Below are 15284 nucleotides of genomic sequence, written 5' to 3'. Positions count from 1 at the left end.
ACACGGCATCTCGCAGTTTAATTTTTGGCAAATGACGTATTCATTAAAAATGAGTCCGCACTCATCACGGTGTTCATCACAACGCTTTTATGTTTGAAATTGATCTGAAAAAACGCGTTGTGAGCGATATATATATGAGTTTTTCGAGGAGCTTCGTAGAGTTGAATTCATCGAAAGTGATATAGTCCAGCAAAGTTCAAATTTGGAAAAAATCATGCATTCAACCGACGCAATCGAACTCATCAAACTAGGCGTAAACATAGAGATCGCAAAAGATTCTTCATTGCACCCAACTGACGCTCTAGAAATCGTCAAAATTGCCAGTGAAATTGGGACTCACGTTACGGTGAAAAAGAAGTACCACACTGATGTTCTAATAGAGATGGCAAAAATTGGACGCGACCACATAACTGTTGCGATATAAACAGAACCATCTCGCTCTCGCCATTAGATAGAGTAGAACGCGCAATATACAAGGGGGAGTATATTGCGCGTCTTTTGTCAGAAAGGAGCACGAATTTTCTGACATTAGCGATGTTTATGTCGCTAATCTGTTTAGCCTATCGAGGAGTCGTTCTGCTTATCAGAGCTTTAATCTAAGGGATTAGCGTTCAAACAAAGGTATCATACCCGTTTGGCGGCAGACTTCATTTAAGCGAACCTGAGCTTTCAATATATTCTCTTTCCAGTGCTCATCTTGTGCCCACATTTCTACCACCAGCGGCACCACACAATCTGTTTCTTTCAATGTTGTAAAAATGGCATTGAAATCGACTTCTCCCTCGCCAATCACTAAATCGCGAAACTGTCCTTTGTATTCTGGGGTAACGCGATAGGTATCTTTAAGGTGGATCTGCGCAATGTTCGGCTTACTCAGCTTAAGCTCTGTCACAATATCGTAGTTCCATCCCGATATGTTGCCTACGTCTGGATACGCATTGAAGTATGGAGAATTAATCTCACGGTTTAACACTTCAAATTTGCTCAGTGAGTTAAGGTAATTCGTATCCATGATTTCAACAGCTAACATCACTCCCGCCCGCTCAGCAAGCTGTGCTGACAACTTCATACCGTCGATGAAACGCTGGTGCGTCGCCTGATTTGCTGGCTCGTAGTAAACATCATAACCAGCTAGTTGAATAGTGCGAACACCCAACTTATACGCAAGCGCAATTGCCTTCTCCATGTGGATAACCGCTTGTTCTCGCACTTTAGGATCCGCAGAACCAAATGGAAACTTGCGGTGCGCGCTCAAGCACATTGACTGCAAAGGCACTTGATACTTTTCACACAAGCGTCGGAGTCTATATGCCTCTTCATCACTCCAATCTAAGCGGCTGCGTTTTTCATCAGACTCATCTATCGAAATTTCAAGGAAATCAAAGCCTAACTCTTTGGTGGTTTTTAGCTTATCTTCCCAACTAAAGTCATTCGGTAAGGCTTTTTCATAAATCCCAACACGATGGCGTATTAAGTTTTTATACATAACGCTCCTAGTTCCAGTAGCGATTAATTTGCTCTTTCAATGCTTCTGCTGTTTCTCGGCCTTTGTCACCCGCCAACGCCCTGCCTGCAATGAAAGTTTTCGCTTTAATACCTTCAAATAGGTGCAAATCTTCTGGCACTATTCCGCCAGTAATAGAGAGTTCTATACCCAGTTCAGATAGTGCATGCATCTTCATTAAATCAGCATCTGTCCAACCTACACCAGCTAATTCAGCGTCACGAGAACGGTGGTAGATAGCTTGAGTTATGCCTAAGTCAACCCACGCCTGCGCATCTTCCATGGTCCAATTACCGTAAATCTCTATTTGAATTTCACCATTGAGCTCATCGGCTACTTTTTTACATGCATCAATTGTCGCTATGTGTGCTGCTGCCGATACCGTAATCCAGTCGGCACCAGCCTCAAATGCCATGCGAGCTAGAATGGCGCCACCATCGGTGGTTTTCATATCACATACTAGGATGTGGTCAGGGTGATTTTGGCGTAGAGTTGAAACCGCCGTCATCCCTTCTGCGAACGCTAGGATAGTGCCCACTTCAATCACGTCAACGTAGCTTTCTACGTTATTCGCCACTTCAATAGCAGCTGGTAAATTTGTTTGATCTAGGGCGATTTGAATCATTGGTTTCGTCATCGATTTATCCTTTAATTTGTTCACGTATTAGATGGGCAAGGCCATCTTGATTGTTATCTGTTTTGCACACGGCTTGAGCGTTCGATTTAACGGTGTCGTCAGCATTAAACATCGCTACGCCAAAGCCTGCGTATTGAAGCATTGATATGTCATTGTGATTGTCGCCAACGGCAATCACTTGAGAGGGCTGAAAGCCAAGGCTATCGACATACTCAGCAAGGCGTACTCCCTTGCTGTTTCCCTTTGCCGCAAAGTCGATTCGATTGGACCAGGAGCGTTCACCGTTGAAGTGTTTTTTTATCCAAGGCATTTGCATTAAGCAATCAACCGACTCTTGCTCCCCTTCCACGACAAACTTCCAAACAAACTCGGTGTGGTTTGCGGTTTCAGAAAATGAATCCACTCGGTAAATATTTGGTCTGTGGTGCTCTGGAGCTTGTTCAGCCCACTCTTCCAAAGCCAACATGTAGCCAAACGGATTTTCATTGGAGTAAGTCATCGCATCGGTGATGTACATCACCATCTTTAGATTGTGCTTATGGGCCAACTCGATAAACGCTTGTGCATGCTGATGCTCGATAGCGCTCTGGGTTAAAACCGTCTCGCTTTGGTAGTCATACACGTAGGTTCCATTGCAGCAAATAATTGGAGTATCGAGTTCTAACTCATAGTAATAAGGCCTTGCGGCCGTGTGATGCCTGCCAGTCACGATCATCACATGGCAATGTTGCTTAGCCTCTTGGATCGCTTTTTTTACTTCTGGATGAATAGTGTGTTTATCAGTCAACACGGTTCCATCTAAGTCTAACGCCAACACTTGATACATTGACTCTCCTAACATCACACTGATTACTGTCCGTAGTAAGCATTTTCACCATGCTTACGTAGGTAATGTTTGTCTGATAACTCGGGCTGGATCTTGATTCCGCTGTTTAACGAACGCGTTGCCAAAGCCATTGCCGATACTTCTTCTAAAACCACCGCGTTATGCACTGCATCGTTAGCATCTTTCCCCCAAGAGAAAGGGGCGTGGCCCGCGACAATCACACTCGGAACTGCCATTGGTTCAATGCGGCGCCGAATAAACTCTTCAATGATCACCAAGCCAGTGTTCTTCTCATAGTGATCAGCAATTTCGTTGTTCGAAAGCTTGCGAGTACACGGAATGTCACCGTAGAAATAATCAGCATGCGTGGTACCCAAAGCCGGAATATCAATACCTGCCTGCGCCCAAATCGTTGCACTACGAGAATGGGTGTGAACAATACCGCCAATTTCTGGGAACGCTTTGTAAAGCTCTAGGTGAGTAGCGGTATCACTTGATGGGTTCAGTATGCCCTCAACAATGTTGCCCTCTAGGTCCACTATCACCATACTTTCAGCCGTCAGATCACTGTATTCAACACCCGATGGCTTAATCGCTACCACACCATTAATACGGTCAAACTCAGAAACGTTGCCCCAAGTAAATGTCACTAATCCGTACTTAGGCAGCTGTAAGTTCGCTTCTAAGACACGTTGTTTCAGTTGGCTATATTTGGACATATCGACTCCTTAAGCTGCTTCTGCCTTTGCTTGTGCAAGCGCCATATCAATTAGGTTTGCCACTTCTTGTGGTGTTTTACATGCACGTAGTTTTGAGAAATCTTCGTCAAACTCGATTAAGTTCGCGACCTGCATCGTGCCTTCGATGTGCTCTTCTGAATCTTTACCAGCCAAGGTGATCAATACATCTACAGGCTCGTCTACGTCTTCGAAAAAGACTGGGGTTTCTAGTACCGTTAACGCGAAGCCAGTTTCATCACACCATCTTCTGGGCGGCAATGTGGTAGAGCAAATGCATCGTGAATACAGATGTATGGCCCTTCAGTAGAGATAGCTTGATGATGGCGTCGTAGTAACGCTCCTCAGTGACACCAGCTTTCACTAAGGCATCCGTCCCGATTTTGATAGCCGATTGCCAGTCTGTAGCTTTTGCATTCAATTGAATTGAGTTATTGGTAATCAGAGATTCGTTCAAGTTCATTGCTTTGCTCACTTAGTAAGTTGTTATTCGTTTTTTATTGACCCAGCAGCATTGCCGCTGGGCCAATTCAATTATTTATGAAAGTTGTTTTCGATAAGTGAAATCAGTTCGTCACCAAAGGTTTTCACCATAATCATGTTCTTAACTGCTAGCTGCTGCTTACCTTCAGGTAGATTGGTGATTTTTTCAGCCAGCGCTACAGAAGTAACGATGATATCGAATGAACCGAAATGGGATTTGTAGTCGGTGATGGCACTGTTGAACGTGGTTGCCGCAACCCCTTTTTTATCTAAGAACTCTTTTATTTTCTTAGAGCACATCATTGAGGAGCCTTGACCAGAGCCGCAGCACACTAAAACACGCACTGGTTTCTGTTTTGACGCTGAGTTCACTTGTGGATCATTTGCTACCGCAGCTGATTTAACAGGTGATTCGCACTCAATGCCTACACCTTCTGGTGTTACTGCTGTCATAGTTGGTGCTTGTTGTAGTTCGCCATCTTCTTCATCACGCAGCGCTTTTGAAGCGAAATACATGTAAACACCAGCGAGTGCCACAACGGCAAAGAAGAACATGCTAGAGCTAGAGATCCCTTGCATGATAGGTGGGAACACGAGAGCCCAGTCTGCCATACCCATCCAGCCGTTAAGTTCAGTACCTGACTGAGCGAAGATGTGAATAGCCCAAGCCGAACCCACTACCTCAATAATGCCCATCACGAAACAGATTTTCATGACCGCTTTCCAGCCACCAAAGTGGTTTGCAAACACACCTATGGTTGCGTTAGAGAAGAACATTGGAATGAAACCAGGGATGATCATTATTGGCGCATCGAATGCCAACATTAGCAATACCGCTGTAAATTGACCTACCGCCCCCCAAAGGAAGCCGAACACCATGGCATTTGGTGAGTACGCATAGATAGCCGCACAATCAATCGCTAGAACCGCATTAGGGATCAGACGTTGAGAAATACCGTTGAACGCTTCTGACAGCTCAGCGACGAACATGCGCACACCCGTTACGATAACTTGAATTGCTACCGCAAACTTTAAACCAGTCTCGAAAATATAGATTAGCCAGTGAGTTTTTCCCGCCATCTCTTGCAGGTTATCAAGCCCGAAAGAGAGTAAAATGATGCCAAAGAATGCTGTCATGACTAAAGTAGTAGCGGCAATACTGTCGTGGAAAATGTGTAGCCATTTCGGCAGGTTGATGTGGTCAACACTGTCGTTCTTATCACCTAACTTAGGAGCAACTTTAGTTGCAATCCAAGATGCAAACTGCTGTTGGTGGCCAATAGAGAAACCCGCTCCGCCCGTCACCTCTTGTGTTGGCTTGAACATGATGTTGGAAGAGATGCCCCAGTACAGAGCCATCAGAATTGCAGAGTAGATAATGGTTTCCCACATACCCGCACCAAGCACGAAGTAGAAAACAGCAATCAGGCCAGCTTGTTGGAACATGATGTGTCCCGTAAGCATGATAGTGCGAATACCAGTGACCCTGCGAAAGGCCACCAAAAGAATGTTAATACCCAGTGCAATAAGGACGGCGTACCCAACCCAGGAGTAGTTGTCCCCCATGGTTTCCATTGTCGCCATCATGGATGTATACGGGTCGATTACCGAACCTGTCAGTCCATGAATTTCACTCATTTTTGCAATAACAGGTTTAAAACCCGCTACCAGCGTTCCCGCACCCACTTGAACAATCATAAAACCAACAATGGTTTTGATTGAACCCGAGATAACGGTTGTTGCGTCGCGTTTGAGAAGGATATAACCGAGACAAGTTACGATACCGAGCAGCAAAGGCGCTTTGGTCATAACCTGACTGTAAAAAATATAGAAGATGTCGTATAAGAACTCCATATCTTTGCCCCTAATAGATTTTGTATTTTTAATGATTTGTAGGTTTCAGTGATGTCTTGTTTTGCTCACGAGCTAAACTCTAGCAATCAAAAGTAATCATTCAATGCTCATTTATGATTAATTTGATTTATATCAATAATCACCAGTCAGAATACGGTTAATTGAGCACTAGATCACACCAGAAACACACAGATACAATAAAAACAACAACTTACATAAAATGGTGATTTTCATCTTGTTTTTCATTTGCTAGGATTTGACAATTATCGCCATGATTATTAGAATCAAAACAAATCAAAAGTAATCATTGAGTTGTCACATAGACAAATAGAGTGATAAATATGAATGAAGTGCAAAGACACAACGGTATTCTGTCGTTACTAGAAGAAATGCAGACGATTAATGTCTCTCATATTATTGATAATTTTAATGTTTCCCCAGCTACCGCTAGGCGAGATATCGCAAAATTAGATGAGCTTGGCAGACTTCGAAAGGTACGAAATGGCGCTGAAAGGATAGAAAATCAAAAGAGAAAGTGGTCACCACTCAATATTAACAGTACTGAGTTTTATGAAGAGAAAGTTCAAATAGCACATGCCGCTGCAGAGCTTTGTCAGGCTGAAGATACCGTGGTAATTAACTGCGGTTCAACCGCCTTCTTACTCGGTCAGCAATTATGTGGAGAAAATGTTCAGATCATTACCAACTACTTCCCACTCGCAAGCTATTTGATCAACGAAGACCATGACGATGTGATCATCATTGGTGGCCAATACAACAAAACTCAAAACATCTTCCTAAACCCAGCACCAAACTCATTGGGCGGCTATGCCGGAAACTGGATGTTTACATCAGGTAAAGGACTGACAGAGGCCGGTCTCTATAAAGCCGATATGCTGACAGCCGTCGCCGAACAACAGATGTTAGAGCAAATCGACAAGTTAGTCGTTGTGGTAGACAGCTCTAAAATTGGCCAGAGAACTGGAATGCTATTTTGCAATACTCAGCAAATAGACATTGTTATTACCGGTAGAGAAGCCGACCCAAATGTTGTGAAAAAGATTGAAGCTCAAGGGACGCAAGTCATCTTGGTATAAATCCAACGGGCTAACCTGCCCTCCAATAATTATTAACTTTAGCTCAGTGCCTTAATCCAATTTAAGGCGCTAGGCTCCCTACATCCAAAATTAATCAAATTTGTGAAACAGAAGGTACTAACATGAGCAATGTAAACGAAATCACTCGCGAATCTTGGATTCTAAACACCTTCCCAGAATGGGGTACTTGGCTAAACGAAGAGATTGAAAATACGGTCGTCGAGCCGAATACATTCTCAATGTGGTGGTTAGGTTGTACCGGAATTTGGCTTAAGTCTGAAGGTGGTACAAACATCTCGATGGACTTCTGGTGTGGTACAGGTAAAAAGACTCAAAAAAATCAGTTCATGAAAAACCAACACCAAATGATGCGTATGGGTGGTGTTGAGGCACTACAACCAAACCTGCGTACCGCCATCTTCCCACTTGACCCATTTGCTATCAAAGAGGTTGATGCTGTAATGGCGTCGCACGATCACGCGGACCACATTGATATCAACGTCGCAGCCGCGGTACTGCAAAACTGTGGTGACCACGTTAAGTTTATTGGACCTAAAGCATGTGTTGACCTTTGGATATCTTGGGGGGTTCCAGAAGATCGCTGCGTTATAGCGAAAGTTGGTGATGAGATCCGTATCAAAGACGTAAACATCAAAGTGTTAGATGCATTCGACCGCACGGCTCTAGTAACACTACCAGAGGGTACGTCTTCTCTAGACAAAGACATTCTCGATGGGATGGACGACCGAGCTGTAAACTACCTAGTTGAAACAACAGGCGGTTCTATTTACCACTCAGGTGACTCTCACTACTCTAACTACTATGCGAAGCACGGTAACGACCACAAGATCGACGTAGCTCTGCTTTCTTACGGTGAAAACCCACGCGGCGTAACTGATAAAATGACGTCTTCAGATATTCTTCGCGCAGCTGAATCTTTAAACTGTGAAGTAGTGGTTCCATTCCACCACGACATTTGGGCTAACTTCCAAAACGACCCGCGTGAAATTGAAATGCTGTGGAACATGAAAAGAGATCGCCTACAGTACGGCTTTGCACCTTTCTTTTGGCAAGTTGGGGGCAAATATACGTACCCAACAGACAAAGGGCGCATGCATTACCAACATTTCCGCGGTTTTGCTGATATCTTCAAAAATGATCCAGAACTGCCTTACCGCGCATTCCTATAATAGTTTTCACCATTTAAAAGGAGCGGTAAAACGCTCCTTTTTTGTCTCTCGCCCAAACCTAGAATTTTCAAAACACAATCTGTATTGCCTCATTGCGTAAACTCAATTCATTTTAACTACCCACTCCTTGATATTAGCCACCTTTAACGACTTTATTTTAACCCGTAATAGTTAGTTGTCGCGTTAGGCTTAATACCACTCAATCGGATGTTGGCTTTTTTAAGTAGTTAATGACATCAAGTTTTGGACTAAATTGGGAACAGAATAGTGAGTTTTAGTTCAGTGACGCAGTTATAACTGCGTTACTTTTTGCCTACAGTCAGAACAAGCTGAAGCTCAGAACCACGGTAAGGCACTGGCAAAAATTGTCTCATGCTTCAGGAGGACCACCAGATTATTATGTAACTAAGGTAGTAAGTTTGGGTAAAAAACCAACAAAAACTGGATATTTACCTGGAAAGCCAGTTTTTAGTAGTAAAACTGGCTAGAGTGCCTAGTTTTTATGGCATACCTAAAATTTTAACTGAAGGACAGCGGGCCACTTGTGCTTTGCTATTTCATCTCAAAGGCGATAAAGAGGATTGGCTCATCCGTTTCCCTATATTTATTCGCCCTTATATGTTTATTCGTTAAAGTTATAGGCTCATATTGCTCCATACAGACTTTTACTACAAAACCTGAAAAAGAGTTAATAAAACGGCTAACAATGTAAAAAAACAACAAATTGCTTAAGAGTGACGACTAACCTTTTGCATTTTGGTTCATCTGAGTTAGTGATTTCAGCAGCTTTCCTTAGATTTCGTGTTTTAGTCGCACCATAGTAAGGTATTAGATGAAGAGGTTCAGATGTACAAGACTGTAATATTTGATTATGGGAACACCTTGTGTGAAATGGGCTGCCTCATTAACTCTTTAATGGCTGTGCTTGACTCTCAGTATGCCGAACAGGTTGGTAAACAGATAGAGAAACAAATACATGAACTCTATATACCAGATCAAGTCGAACAACCTGAATGGATCGAAATCTGGGACAAAGCATTTAAAGAATACGATCTAGTGTTTGATAAATCAGTTGGTTTACGACACTTAAATCACTTCGTAGATAGTGGTCGCCTCTATAAATACTCTATTCCGCTGCTTGAGGCCCTTTCTAATCAGGGAACAAAGCTCACACTGTTATCTAACGTAACTGGTAGCAGTGAAGTTTTTCAGCGAGACATAACAGCACGTGGCTTATCCAAATACTTCGATAGCATAATTTGGTCTTCAGAAATTGGGTTTCGAAAGCCTAGTCGTCAGGCTTTTGAAGTTGCGTTGAACAGCACTGATAGTTCAGCTTTAACTAGTATTATGGTAGGAGACAGTGAAGTTGCCGATATTTATGGGGCTAAATCCGTAGGTCTATCTACAATGCTTATTTCAGAACGAAATAGTATAAAAAGCGAGGCTACTTTCGTGGTTAATCGCAATGAAGTTCAAGAGCGACTTATTCGCCTAACAAACATTTAAGGTATCGAAAGACTTTTTGTTCTAATTCAGATATGTCTACTATTCCAGATACACCTTACATTAAGCAAGCATATCATTTTTGCTTGCTAGACTTGGTTATCAACTGAAACTCCATACCAGAACGCTTTATATTGCGGGTTCTATATCGCGTTGGATACTTATCAAAAAAATCGGACAGTTTCTTTAATCCGTAGTTTCGAGTGTCAAAGTCTGGTTTCAGTCTCTTTAAATATTTACCGATTTCTCCTAGTTTTGCCCAACCCGATTCATCTCTATAGTTCTGCCAAGCTTGATGCATTAATCGCCATAATTCACGTTCGGCCTCTTGATTAGAGCTTGGTTGTATATCCCGTAAATCAATATCATCGCTTAAGTTCTCAATAGCCACGAAGTCATCACATGCGTTTTTGAACGAAGTTGGTGTCATCGCTTTTCCAACCCCGATAACGTGTATCTCCGACTCTCTTAATCTCGTAGCAAGACTCGTAAAATCACAATCACTGGAAATCAAAGCAAAAGCGTCAAACCTTTGGCTGTATAAAAGATCCATTGCGTCAATAATCATCAATGAGTCTGTTGAGTTTTTTCCTGACGTATAGGCGAATTGCTGTTTGGCTTGAATCGCTAGTTCATTCAGAGGTTGCTTCCAGTTTTTTAGTTGTTCTGCAGAGAAGTCGCCATACGCACGTTTAACGATTATCTGCCCAAAACTAGATAGTTCTTCAATGATCAGGTTTAGCTTTGAGTAGGGGGTGTTTTCAGAGTCAATTAATACAGCGATTTTTTTGTTGCCCATAATCCATGCGTAACCATCATTTATCTAGTTAGTTTCACTATATAGGCATTAGTAACATTTGTTCAAATAGGTTCACTAAGAAATGTTATGAGTTACAACTATAAACAGAATGGGGCACTTCTGACTTACCACGCACCGACTGAAATCTTCTATATAACGTAAATCAATGCTCTGTTTAACCTAACAATCTTTAAGATAGCTTCTTGTAGCCTCACTTGATGAGCATTAGCAAGAACGAGATTTCGAAAAAGAAGAGGTCGAGTAAAACAGATAGAAGTGCTTATGCGCTATTGTTGTTTCTACAGCTCGCTATTCGCATTAGCTGCATAGCTCAAAGTTATTTGGGGTGCTCTTTGATAGCTCCTCTTCCAACCATTGCTGAAACTGCTCCTCTTTTGTTTTCAGGTCTTGTGACTGTCTGAGTAAAACGTAATTAAACCCTGATGGAATAAAGCCAAAAGGCGCGATAAGCCTTCCGTTTTGCAGATCATCAGCCACTAGTGGAAATGAGCCTATGGCCGCCCCCAAACCATCCGCCGCCGCTTGCAAACAGAAGTAAAAGTGGTCAAATGATTGGCTAGATTTATTGTGGTAAAAATCATGGCCAGATGCCGTCGCCCAATTTTTCCAAGCATGTGGGCGCGTCTTACTATGAAGTAATGTTATGTCTAAATGGTTGTTTTGAGTCGAGTTCCAATACTGCGCAGACATCACTGGGCCAACCCATTCTTCAACCAGTTTATGTTTCACATAGTCAGAAGGGATATCAAAATCGTCCCTCCGAATGGCCATGGAAAGCCCCGCCTCACCCAAAGCAACAGGGCCACCAGCTGTCGAAAGCCGGATATCAACACCGGAACTTTGATAGAAATTTGAAAGCCTTGGCATCAACCAGCGCATAGTCAATGTTGGCTCACAGGAGACTTCAATGTTATTGCCTGTCGTTTCTTTAATCTTATTGATCCCAGTATCCAACGCATCAAAAGCGACGTTGGTGTACTGCTTGAGTAACTCCCCTTCCTGCGTCAGGCTCATTCCCCGACCATTTTTGTAAAACAACGCCTTAGACAGGTGAGTTTCTAACAGTTTTATCTGCTTGCTCACTGCTCCATGAGTGATGTGCAACTTATCTGCGGCTTCACTATAACTGGAAGACTCTGCCGCGATATGGAAAACATGAAAGGCTTTAAGGTGTCTCATATGTGATTTTTTCTCACACTATCTATGCGTTTTTTTCGATTATAACTCGCTCATTAGTCATTACAATAGCGGCAAATATTAGGAGCAATGAGAGTAAATATGGAAATAATAAGCTATGCAATTATAGGATTATTAATCGTAATAAGCCCAGGGGCAGACTTTGTTTTGGTGTTTAAAAATAGCGTGAGTAACGGACGAAAAGCTGGGCTAATGACAGGGCTAGGCATTGGCCTTGGCATCTGTATTCACATAACCTACTCCATTCTGGGGATCAGTCACTTATTATCACATAATGAAGTTATCTTCAGTATGATCAAGTACGCAGGTGCGGCGTATCTCATCTATCTTGGTATCACAGGATTGTTTAGCGCAAAGCTAGAAATTGATATTGAAAATGAAAAGCCGATATCTAACAGCGCAAAGAAATATTTTGCTCAAGGCTTTCTTTGTAACACGCTGAATCCCAAGACAATGTTATTTTTCCTCAGTGTATTTAGTCAGCTTGTTTCACCTGAAAGTGATAACAACTCATTCTTTGTGTTGATGTGTGGTTTATACATCACCTTGCTTCACGTTGCTTGGTTTTGCCTTTTGGCATTGGTTATCACATCGAGCAAAGCTTCAACTTTCTTTCAGAAATTTGGTCGCAAAATAAATCAGGTTTGCGGAGCGGGGCTTGTCACCTTCGGTATCATGTTGTTCACCACCGATTAACTGAGCTTCGAGCTTAACCTTTTTGTTTAACTCAGCGCTAGGGATAGAATAAATGAAAGTGCGCTTTTCTGCGCCAAACGCTTTACTTTCTATCCCTATTGAATCGCCTAAAACTCAAGACTAACTTCAGCCGTGGGCATATTTACCAGAAAAATGTCCTTCTACGCCCTGCGACTCGCGTTCTGGTGTTAAAACTGAGTACATTCAATCAAAGTGTTAAGCTTATCTATTGTGTGTGATTGACTTGCCCCTTACACTTCGCACACCAAAATAACGATAACAAACCAATGACTCAGCCAAACCCTTACCTATCTACTATTTACGCGTTTGCTTCCAAATCACCAGCAGAGGTTGTAAATGAACTTAACCACCTAGATTGCGGCAACCAACCCAGTATTAAAGTTGTTGAGTTAATTCAACGTGAACTAAAAAAACTGCCGCATCTCGCTGGTGACGTTGTAATGGGTATCAAAAGCCCAGAGGGTGATTTAGATATCGATCTGGTTTTGCTCTATAGAGGTTTGGTGTTTGTCATTAAAGTGGAGGTAGACGCCACTGAGTACAACGAATCTTCAATACATGAGGTTTACGCTCAGGCGCGACAGTTGAAGTCCACTCATGCGGCGAGTAAAGAGAAGTTTATCGTTCCTGTGTTACTGGCAACCCGTGCTCAGCCACACCCCTGCCCTATAGATATCTCTGAAGACTTAGTGGTAAACACCATTGCTGACAATGGTCAACATCTGGCCGATCTGCTGGAGCACTTTTCCAACCAGTTCAAAGCCGACGAAATAAAAGCCCCTGATTGGTTACTCTGGGCATAAAAAAACACCATCTATTGATGGTGTTTTTTTAATTCTAGCGCTTTGCTTTCACTTAGAAAGGCATGCGGTCTACTTCAAGACAGCTATCTAAGTCTTTCAGGTCACAACCTTTGTTGTACCATGCGTCTTTTTCGTCTTGATCGCTGGCTAGCTGACCCGCAGTACGACAACCACTCGCGTAACCAATTTCACAGCTGTGCTTGTAGTAAAGTGCTGCAACTTGATCTTTGCCACGCATCTCTAAATCTGTCCAAGCTCTTAAGTAACAAGCTTCACCGTTGTTGTCATCACAACACTGAGTGTAGTTTGTTAGCGCTTTACCGCTTAGAGAATCTGCATTTAACGTACATACCTGAGTTTCACCAGCAAGAGCCGAAGCACTAACAAGTGAGAATACCGCTGCAACTAAAGAAAAGGCTTTAATTTTCATTATTTTAAATCGTCTCTTACAACATAAAAAAGAGCAAAGACTCTACACTAAAACCACAACCATTTCTTCGGGTTATGGCTCAGTATAAATTCAAAATAATTACAATTAAATCAATAACTTTTACAGCATAACCAAGGGTAAATGTTGGTTGTTTTTTAAGCTTGCAACGCCTGCTCTAAGTCAGCAATGATATCGTCAATATGTTCAATACCTACAGAGAGTCGAATCATCTCTGGTGAAACACCCGCTTTACTCTGCTCTTCGGCACTTAACTGGCGGTGAGTGGTTGAAGCTGGGTGACACGCCAAAGATTTAGCGTCACCGATGTTTACCAGACGCTTAAAGATCTGCAATGCATCATAAAAACGCACACCAGCTTCATAGCCATCTTTCAAGCCAAAGGAAAGAATCGCGGAAGGCTTGCCCTTCATGTACTTTTCAGCGAGTGGAAAGTGCTCTGAAGAAGGCAGACCAGCGTAACTCACCCAGCTTACTTTATCGTGTTTCTCCAAGTACTCCGCCACTTTACGCGCGTTTTCTGTATGGCGTTCCATTCGAAGTGACAGGGTTTCTAGTCCCTGCATCAACATAAATGCATTCATTGGCGACATCGCCGATCCGGTGTTTCTCAATGGCACTGTACGCGCCCGACCAATAAAGGCTGCGGGACCAAACGCTTCGGTGTAAACCACACCGTGATAAGAAGGCTCTGGCTGATTAAATACCGGGAAGCGATCTTTATGCTCTGCCCACGGGAATTTTCCGGAGTCGATGATCATACCGCCCAGCGTGGTTCCGTGGCCACCGACATACTTAGTCAAAGAGTGAACAACAATATCTGCGCCAAACTCAATCGGTTTGCAAAGCGCAGGGGTCGCCACCGTGTTGTCGACTACAACAGGCACTCCTTGAGCATGCGCTAACTCTGCCACTCGCTCTAAATCGATGATGTTTCCTGCGGGATTACCAATGCTCTCGCAGTAGACGGCTTTTGTATTTTCATCGATAAGCTCAGCCAGACTTTCTGGTTTGTCGTCTTTAGCAAACCTGACTTCTATACCTTGTTTTGGCAGCATATGGGCAAACAAAGTGTAAGTGCCACCATATAGCTGAGGCGTCGAAATAATATTGTCACCCGCTTCTGCAAGCGTTTGAATGGCATAATTAATCGCTGCACTACCGGCACTTACCGCAAGGCCAGCAATACCGCCTTCCAACGCCGCCATTCGCTTTTCCAACACATCGTTAGTCGGGTTCATAATGCGCGTATAAATATTGCCCGGAACTTCAAGGTTAAAAAGATCCGCGCCGTGCTGAGCATTATCAAACTCGTAGGCGACCGTTTGATAAATTGGGGTGGCCACTGACTTGGTTGTTGGATCTGTCTCATACCCGAAGTGAATGGATAGCGTTTCGTCTTTCATGTCTCTTCCTTGATCTAATGTTTAGTTTTCGCGCAAACATAATGGCACGGCACATGCCG

Annotated in this window: 15 protein-coding genes and 1 pseudogene; 6 read left to right on the top strand and 10 right to left on the bottom strand. The window is 43.0% G+C overall.

Annotation, left to right across the window (positions count from 1 at the left end; translation table 11 throughout):
- Positions 1-214: 214 nt before the first annotated feature.
- A complete protein-coding gene (locus BLO31_RS01595; protein WP_070962573.1) occupies positions 215-424 on the top strand; it encodes a hypothetical protein in 210 nt (69 codons plus the stop codon).
- Between the two features lie 180 nt (positions 425-604).
- On the opposite strand, the gene BLO31_RS01590 is transcribed toward BLO31_RS01595, so the two are convergent.
- The 6 genes and pseudogenes from BLO31_RS01590 to BLO31_RS01565 all read right to left on the bottom strand — a co-directional run bounded on the left by BLO31_RS01590 (position 605) and on the right by BLO31_RS01565 (position 6041).
- Complete coding sequence (locus BLO31_RS01590) at positions 605-1486, bottom strand: L-ribulose-5-phosphate 3-epimerase (RefSeq protein WP_070962572.1); 882 nt, start codon at positions 1484-1486, stop codon at positions 605-607.
- Between the two features lie 7 nt (positions 1487-1493).
- Positions 1494-2141 (bottom strand): 3-keto-L-gulonate-6-phosphate decarboxylase UlaD, encoded by a 648-nt coding sequence (locus BLO31_RS01585; RefSeq protein ID WP_070962571.1) that lies wholly within the window; start codon positions 2139-2141, stop codon positions 1494-1496.
- A 4-nt stretch (positions 2142-2145) separates the two neighbouring features.
- On the bottom strand, positions 2146-2967 hold the full coding sequence (locus tag BLO31_RS01580; protein WP_070962570.1) for a pyridoxal phosphatase: 822 nt from the start codon (positions 2965-2967) through the stop codon (positions 2146-2148).
- Positions 2968-2990: 23 nt separating this feature from the next.
- Complete coding sequence (locus tag BLO31_RS01575; protein ID WP_070962569.1) at positions 2991-3686, bottom strand: L-ribulose-5-phosphate 4-epimerase; 696 nt, start codon at positions 3684-3686, stop codon at positions 2991-2993.
- A 9-nt stretch (positions 3687-3695) separates the two neighbouring features.
- A pseudogene (locus BLO31_RS01570) lies at positions 3696-4167 on the bottom strand (PTS sugar transporter subunit IIA).
- Between the two features lie 71 nt (positions 4168-4238).
- Complete coding sequence (locus tag BLO31_RS01565) at positions 4239-6041, bottom strand: PTS ascorbate-specific subunit IIBC (protein ID WP_070962568.1); 1803 nt, start codon at positions 6039-6041, stop codon at positions 4239-4241.
- 341 nt (positions 6042-6382) lie between these two features.
- Between BLO31_RS01565 and ulaR the strand changes: the two genes are divergently transcribed.
- From ulaR to BLO31_RS01550, 3 genes are all read left to right on the top strand, one after another.
- Positions 6383-7138 carry an HTH-type transcriptional regulator UlaR gene (ulaR, locus tag BLO31_RS01560; RefSeq protein ID WP_070962567.1) on the top strand — a complete coding sequence of 252 codons (756 nt, stop codon included), beginning with the start codon at positions 6383-6385 and terminating at the stop codon, positions 7136-7138.
- A 122-nt stretch (positions 7139-7260) separates the two neighbouring features.
- A complete protein-coding gene (ulaG, locus tag BLO31_RS01555) occupies positions 7261-8328 on the top strand; it encodes an L-ascorbate 6-phosphate lactonase (protein ID WP_070962566.1) in 1068 nt (355 codons plus the stop codon).
- Between the two features lie 846 nt (positions 8329-9174).
- Positions 9175-9837, top strand: coding sequence for an HAD family hydrolase (locus tag BLO31_RS01550; RefSeq protein ID WP_070962565.1), 663 nt, complete (start codon positions 9175-9177; stop codon positions 9835-9837).
- 73 nt (positions 9838-9910) lie between these two features.
- On the opposite strand, the gene BLO31_RS01545 is transcribed toward BLO31_RS01550, so the two are convergent.
- Positions 9911-10633, bottom strand: a complete 723-nt coding sequence (locus tag BLO31_RS01545) for an NYN domain-containing protein (RefSeq protein ID WP_070962564.1) — start codon at positions 10631-10633, stop codon at positions 9911-9913.
- Positions 10634-10951: 318 nt separating this feature from the next.
- Positions 10952-11833, bottom strand: coding sequence for a LysR family transcriptional regulator (locus BLO31_RS01540; protein WP_070962563.1), 882 nt, complete (start codon positions 11831-11833; stop codon positions 10952-10954).
- 99 nt (positions 11834-11932) lie between these two features.
- Between BLO31_RS01540 and BLO31_RS01535 the strand changes: the two genes are divergently transcribed.
- Together BLO31_RS01535 and BLO31_RS01530 are read left to right on the top strand one after the other, a co-directional pair.
- Entirely contained in the window at positions 11933-12547 is a 615-nt protein-coding gene (locus BLO31_RS01535) for a LysE family translocator (RefSeq protein WP_070962562.1), read from the top strand.
- Between the two features lie 287 nt (positions 12548-12834).
- Positions 12835-13371, top strand: coding sequence for a hypothetical protein (locus tag BLO31_RS01530; RefSeq protein ID WP_070962561.1), 537 nt, complete (start codon positions 12835-12837; stop codon positions 13369-13371).
- A 52-nt stretch (positions 13372-13423) separates the two neighbouring features.
- On the opposite strand, the gene BLO31_RS01525 is transcribed toward BLO31_RS01530, so the two are convergent.
- Together BLO31_RS01525 and BLO31_RS01520 are read right to left on the bottom strand one after the other, a co-directional pair.
- Positions 13424-13801: an SEL1-like repeat protein gene (locus BLO31_RS01525; RefSeq protein WP_070962560.1), complete on the bottom strand. Its 378-nt coding sequence runs from the start codon at positions 13799-13801 to the stop codon at positions 13424-13426.
- A gap of 155 nt (positions 13802-13956) precedes the next feature.
- Positions 13957-15225, bottom strand: coding sequence for an O-acetylhomoserine aminocarboxypropyltransferase/cysteine synthase family protein (locus tag BLO31_RS01520; RefSeq protein ID WP_070962559.1), 1269 nt, complete (start codon positions 15223-15225; stop codon positions 13957-13959).
- Positions 15226-15284 lie beyond the last annotated feature (59 nt).

This window comes from Vibrio sonorensis, assembly GCF_001854765.1.
GTDB lineage: Bacteria > Pseudomonadota > Gammaproteobacteria > Enterobacterales > Vibrionaceae > Vibrio > Vibrio sonorensis.
Note: the sequence above shows the minus strand (reverse complement) of the source record. Positions and strands in the feature narration are given on the sequence as shown.

Bases quoted from the DNA above. Each gene is read 5' to 3' on its own strand.
- BLO31_RS01595 (WP_070962573.1), top strand. From the start codon at position 215: ATGCATTCAACCGACGCAATCGAACTCATCAAACTAGGCGTAAACATA.
- BLO31_RS01590 (WP_070962572.1), bottom strand. From the start codon at position 1,486: ATGTATAAAAACTTAATACGCCATCGTGTTGGGATTTATGAAAAAGCC.
- BLO31_RS01585 (WP_070962571.1), bottom strand. From the start codon at position 2,141: ATGACGAAACCAATGATTCAAATCGCCCTAGATCAAACAAATTTACCA.
- BLO31_RS01580 (WP_070962570.1), bottom strand. From the start codon at position 2,967: ATGTATCAAGTGTTGGCGTTAGACTTAGATGGAACCGTGTTGACTGAT.
- BLO31_RS01575 (WP_070962569.1), bottom strand. From the start codon at position 3,686: ATGTCCAAATATAGCCAACTGAAACAACGTGTCTTAGAAGCGAACTTA.
- BLO31_RS01565 (WP_070962568.1), bottom strand. From the start codon at position 6,041: ATGGAGTTCTTATACGACATCTTCTATATTTTTTACAGTCAGGTTATG.
- ulaR (WP_070962567.1), top strand. From the start codon at position 6,383: ATGAATGAAGTGCAAAGACACAACGGTATTCTGTCGTTACTAGAAGAA.
- ulaG (WP_070962566.1), top strand. From the start codon at position 7,261: ATGAGCAATGTAAACGAAATCACTCGCGAATCTTGGATTCTAAACACC.
- BLO31_RS01550 (WP_070962565.1), top strand. From the start codon at position 9,175: ATGTACAAGACTGTAATATTTGATTATGGGAACACCTTGTGTGAAATG.
- BLO31_RS01545 (WP_070962564.1), bottom strand. From the start codon at position 10,633: ATGGGCAACAAAAAAATCGCTGTATTAATTGACTCTGAAAACACCCCC.
- BLO31_RS01540 (WP_070962563.1), bottom strand. From the start codon at position 11,833: ATGAGACACCTTAAAGCCTTTCATGTTTTCCATATCGCGGCAGAGTCT.
- BLO31_RS01535 (WP_070962562.1), top strand. From the start codon at position 11,933: ATGGAAATAATAAGCTATGCAATTATAGGATTATTAATCGTAATAAGC.
- BLO31_RS01530 (WP_070962561.1), top strand. From the start codon at position 12,835: ATGACTCAGCCAAACCCTTACCTATCTACTATTTACGCGTTTGCTTCC.
- BLO31_RS01525 (WP_070962560.1), bottom strand. From the start codon at position 13,801: ATGAAAATTAAAGCCTTTTCTTTAGTTGCAGCGGTATTCTCACTTGTT.
- BLO31_RS01520 (WP_070962559.1), bottom strand. From the start codon at position 15,225: ATGAAAGACGAAACGCTATCCATTCACTTCGGGTATGAGACAGATCCA.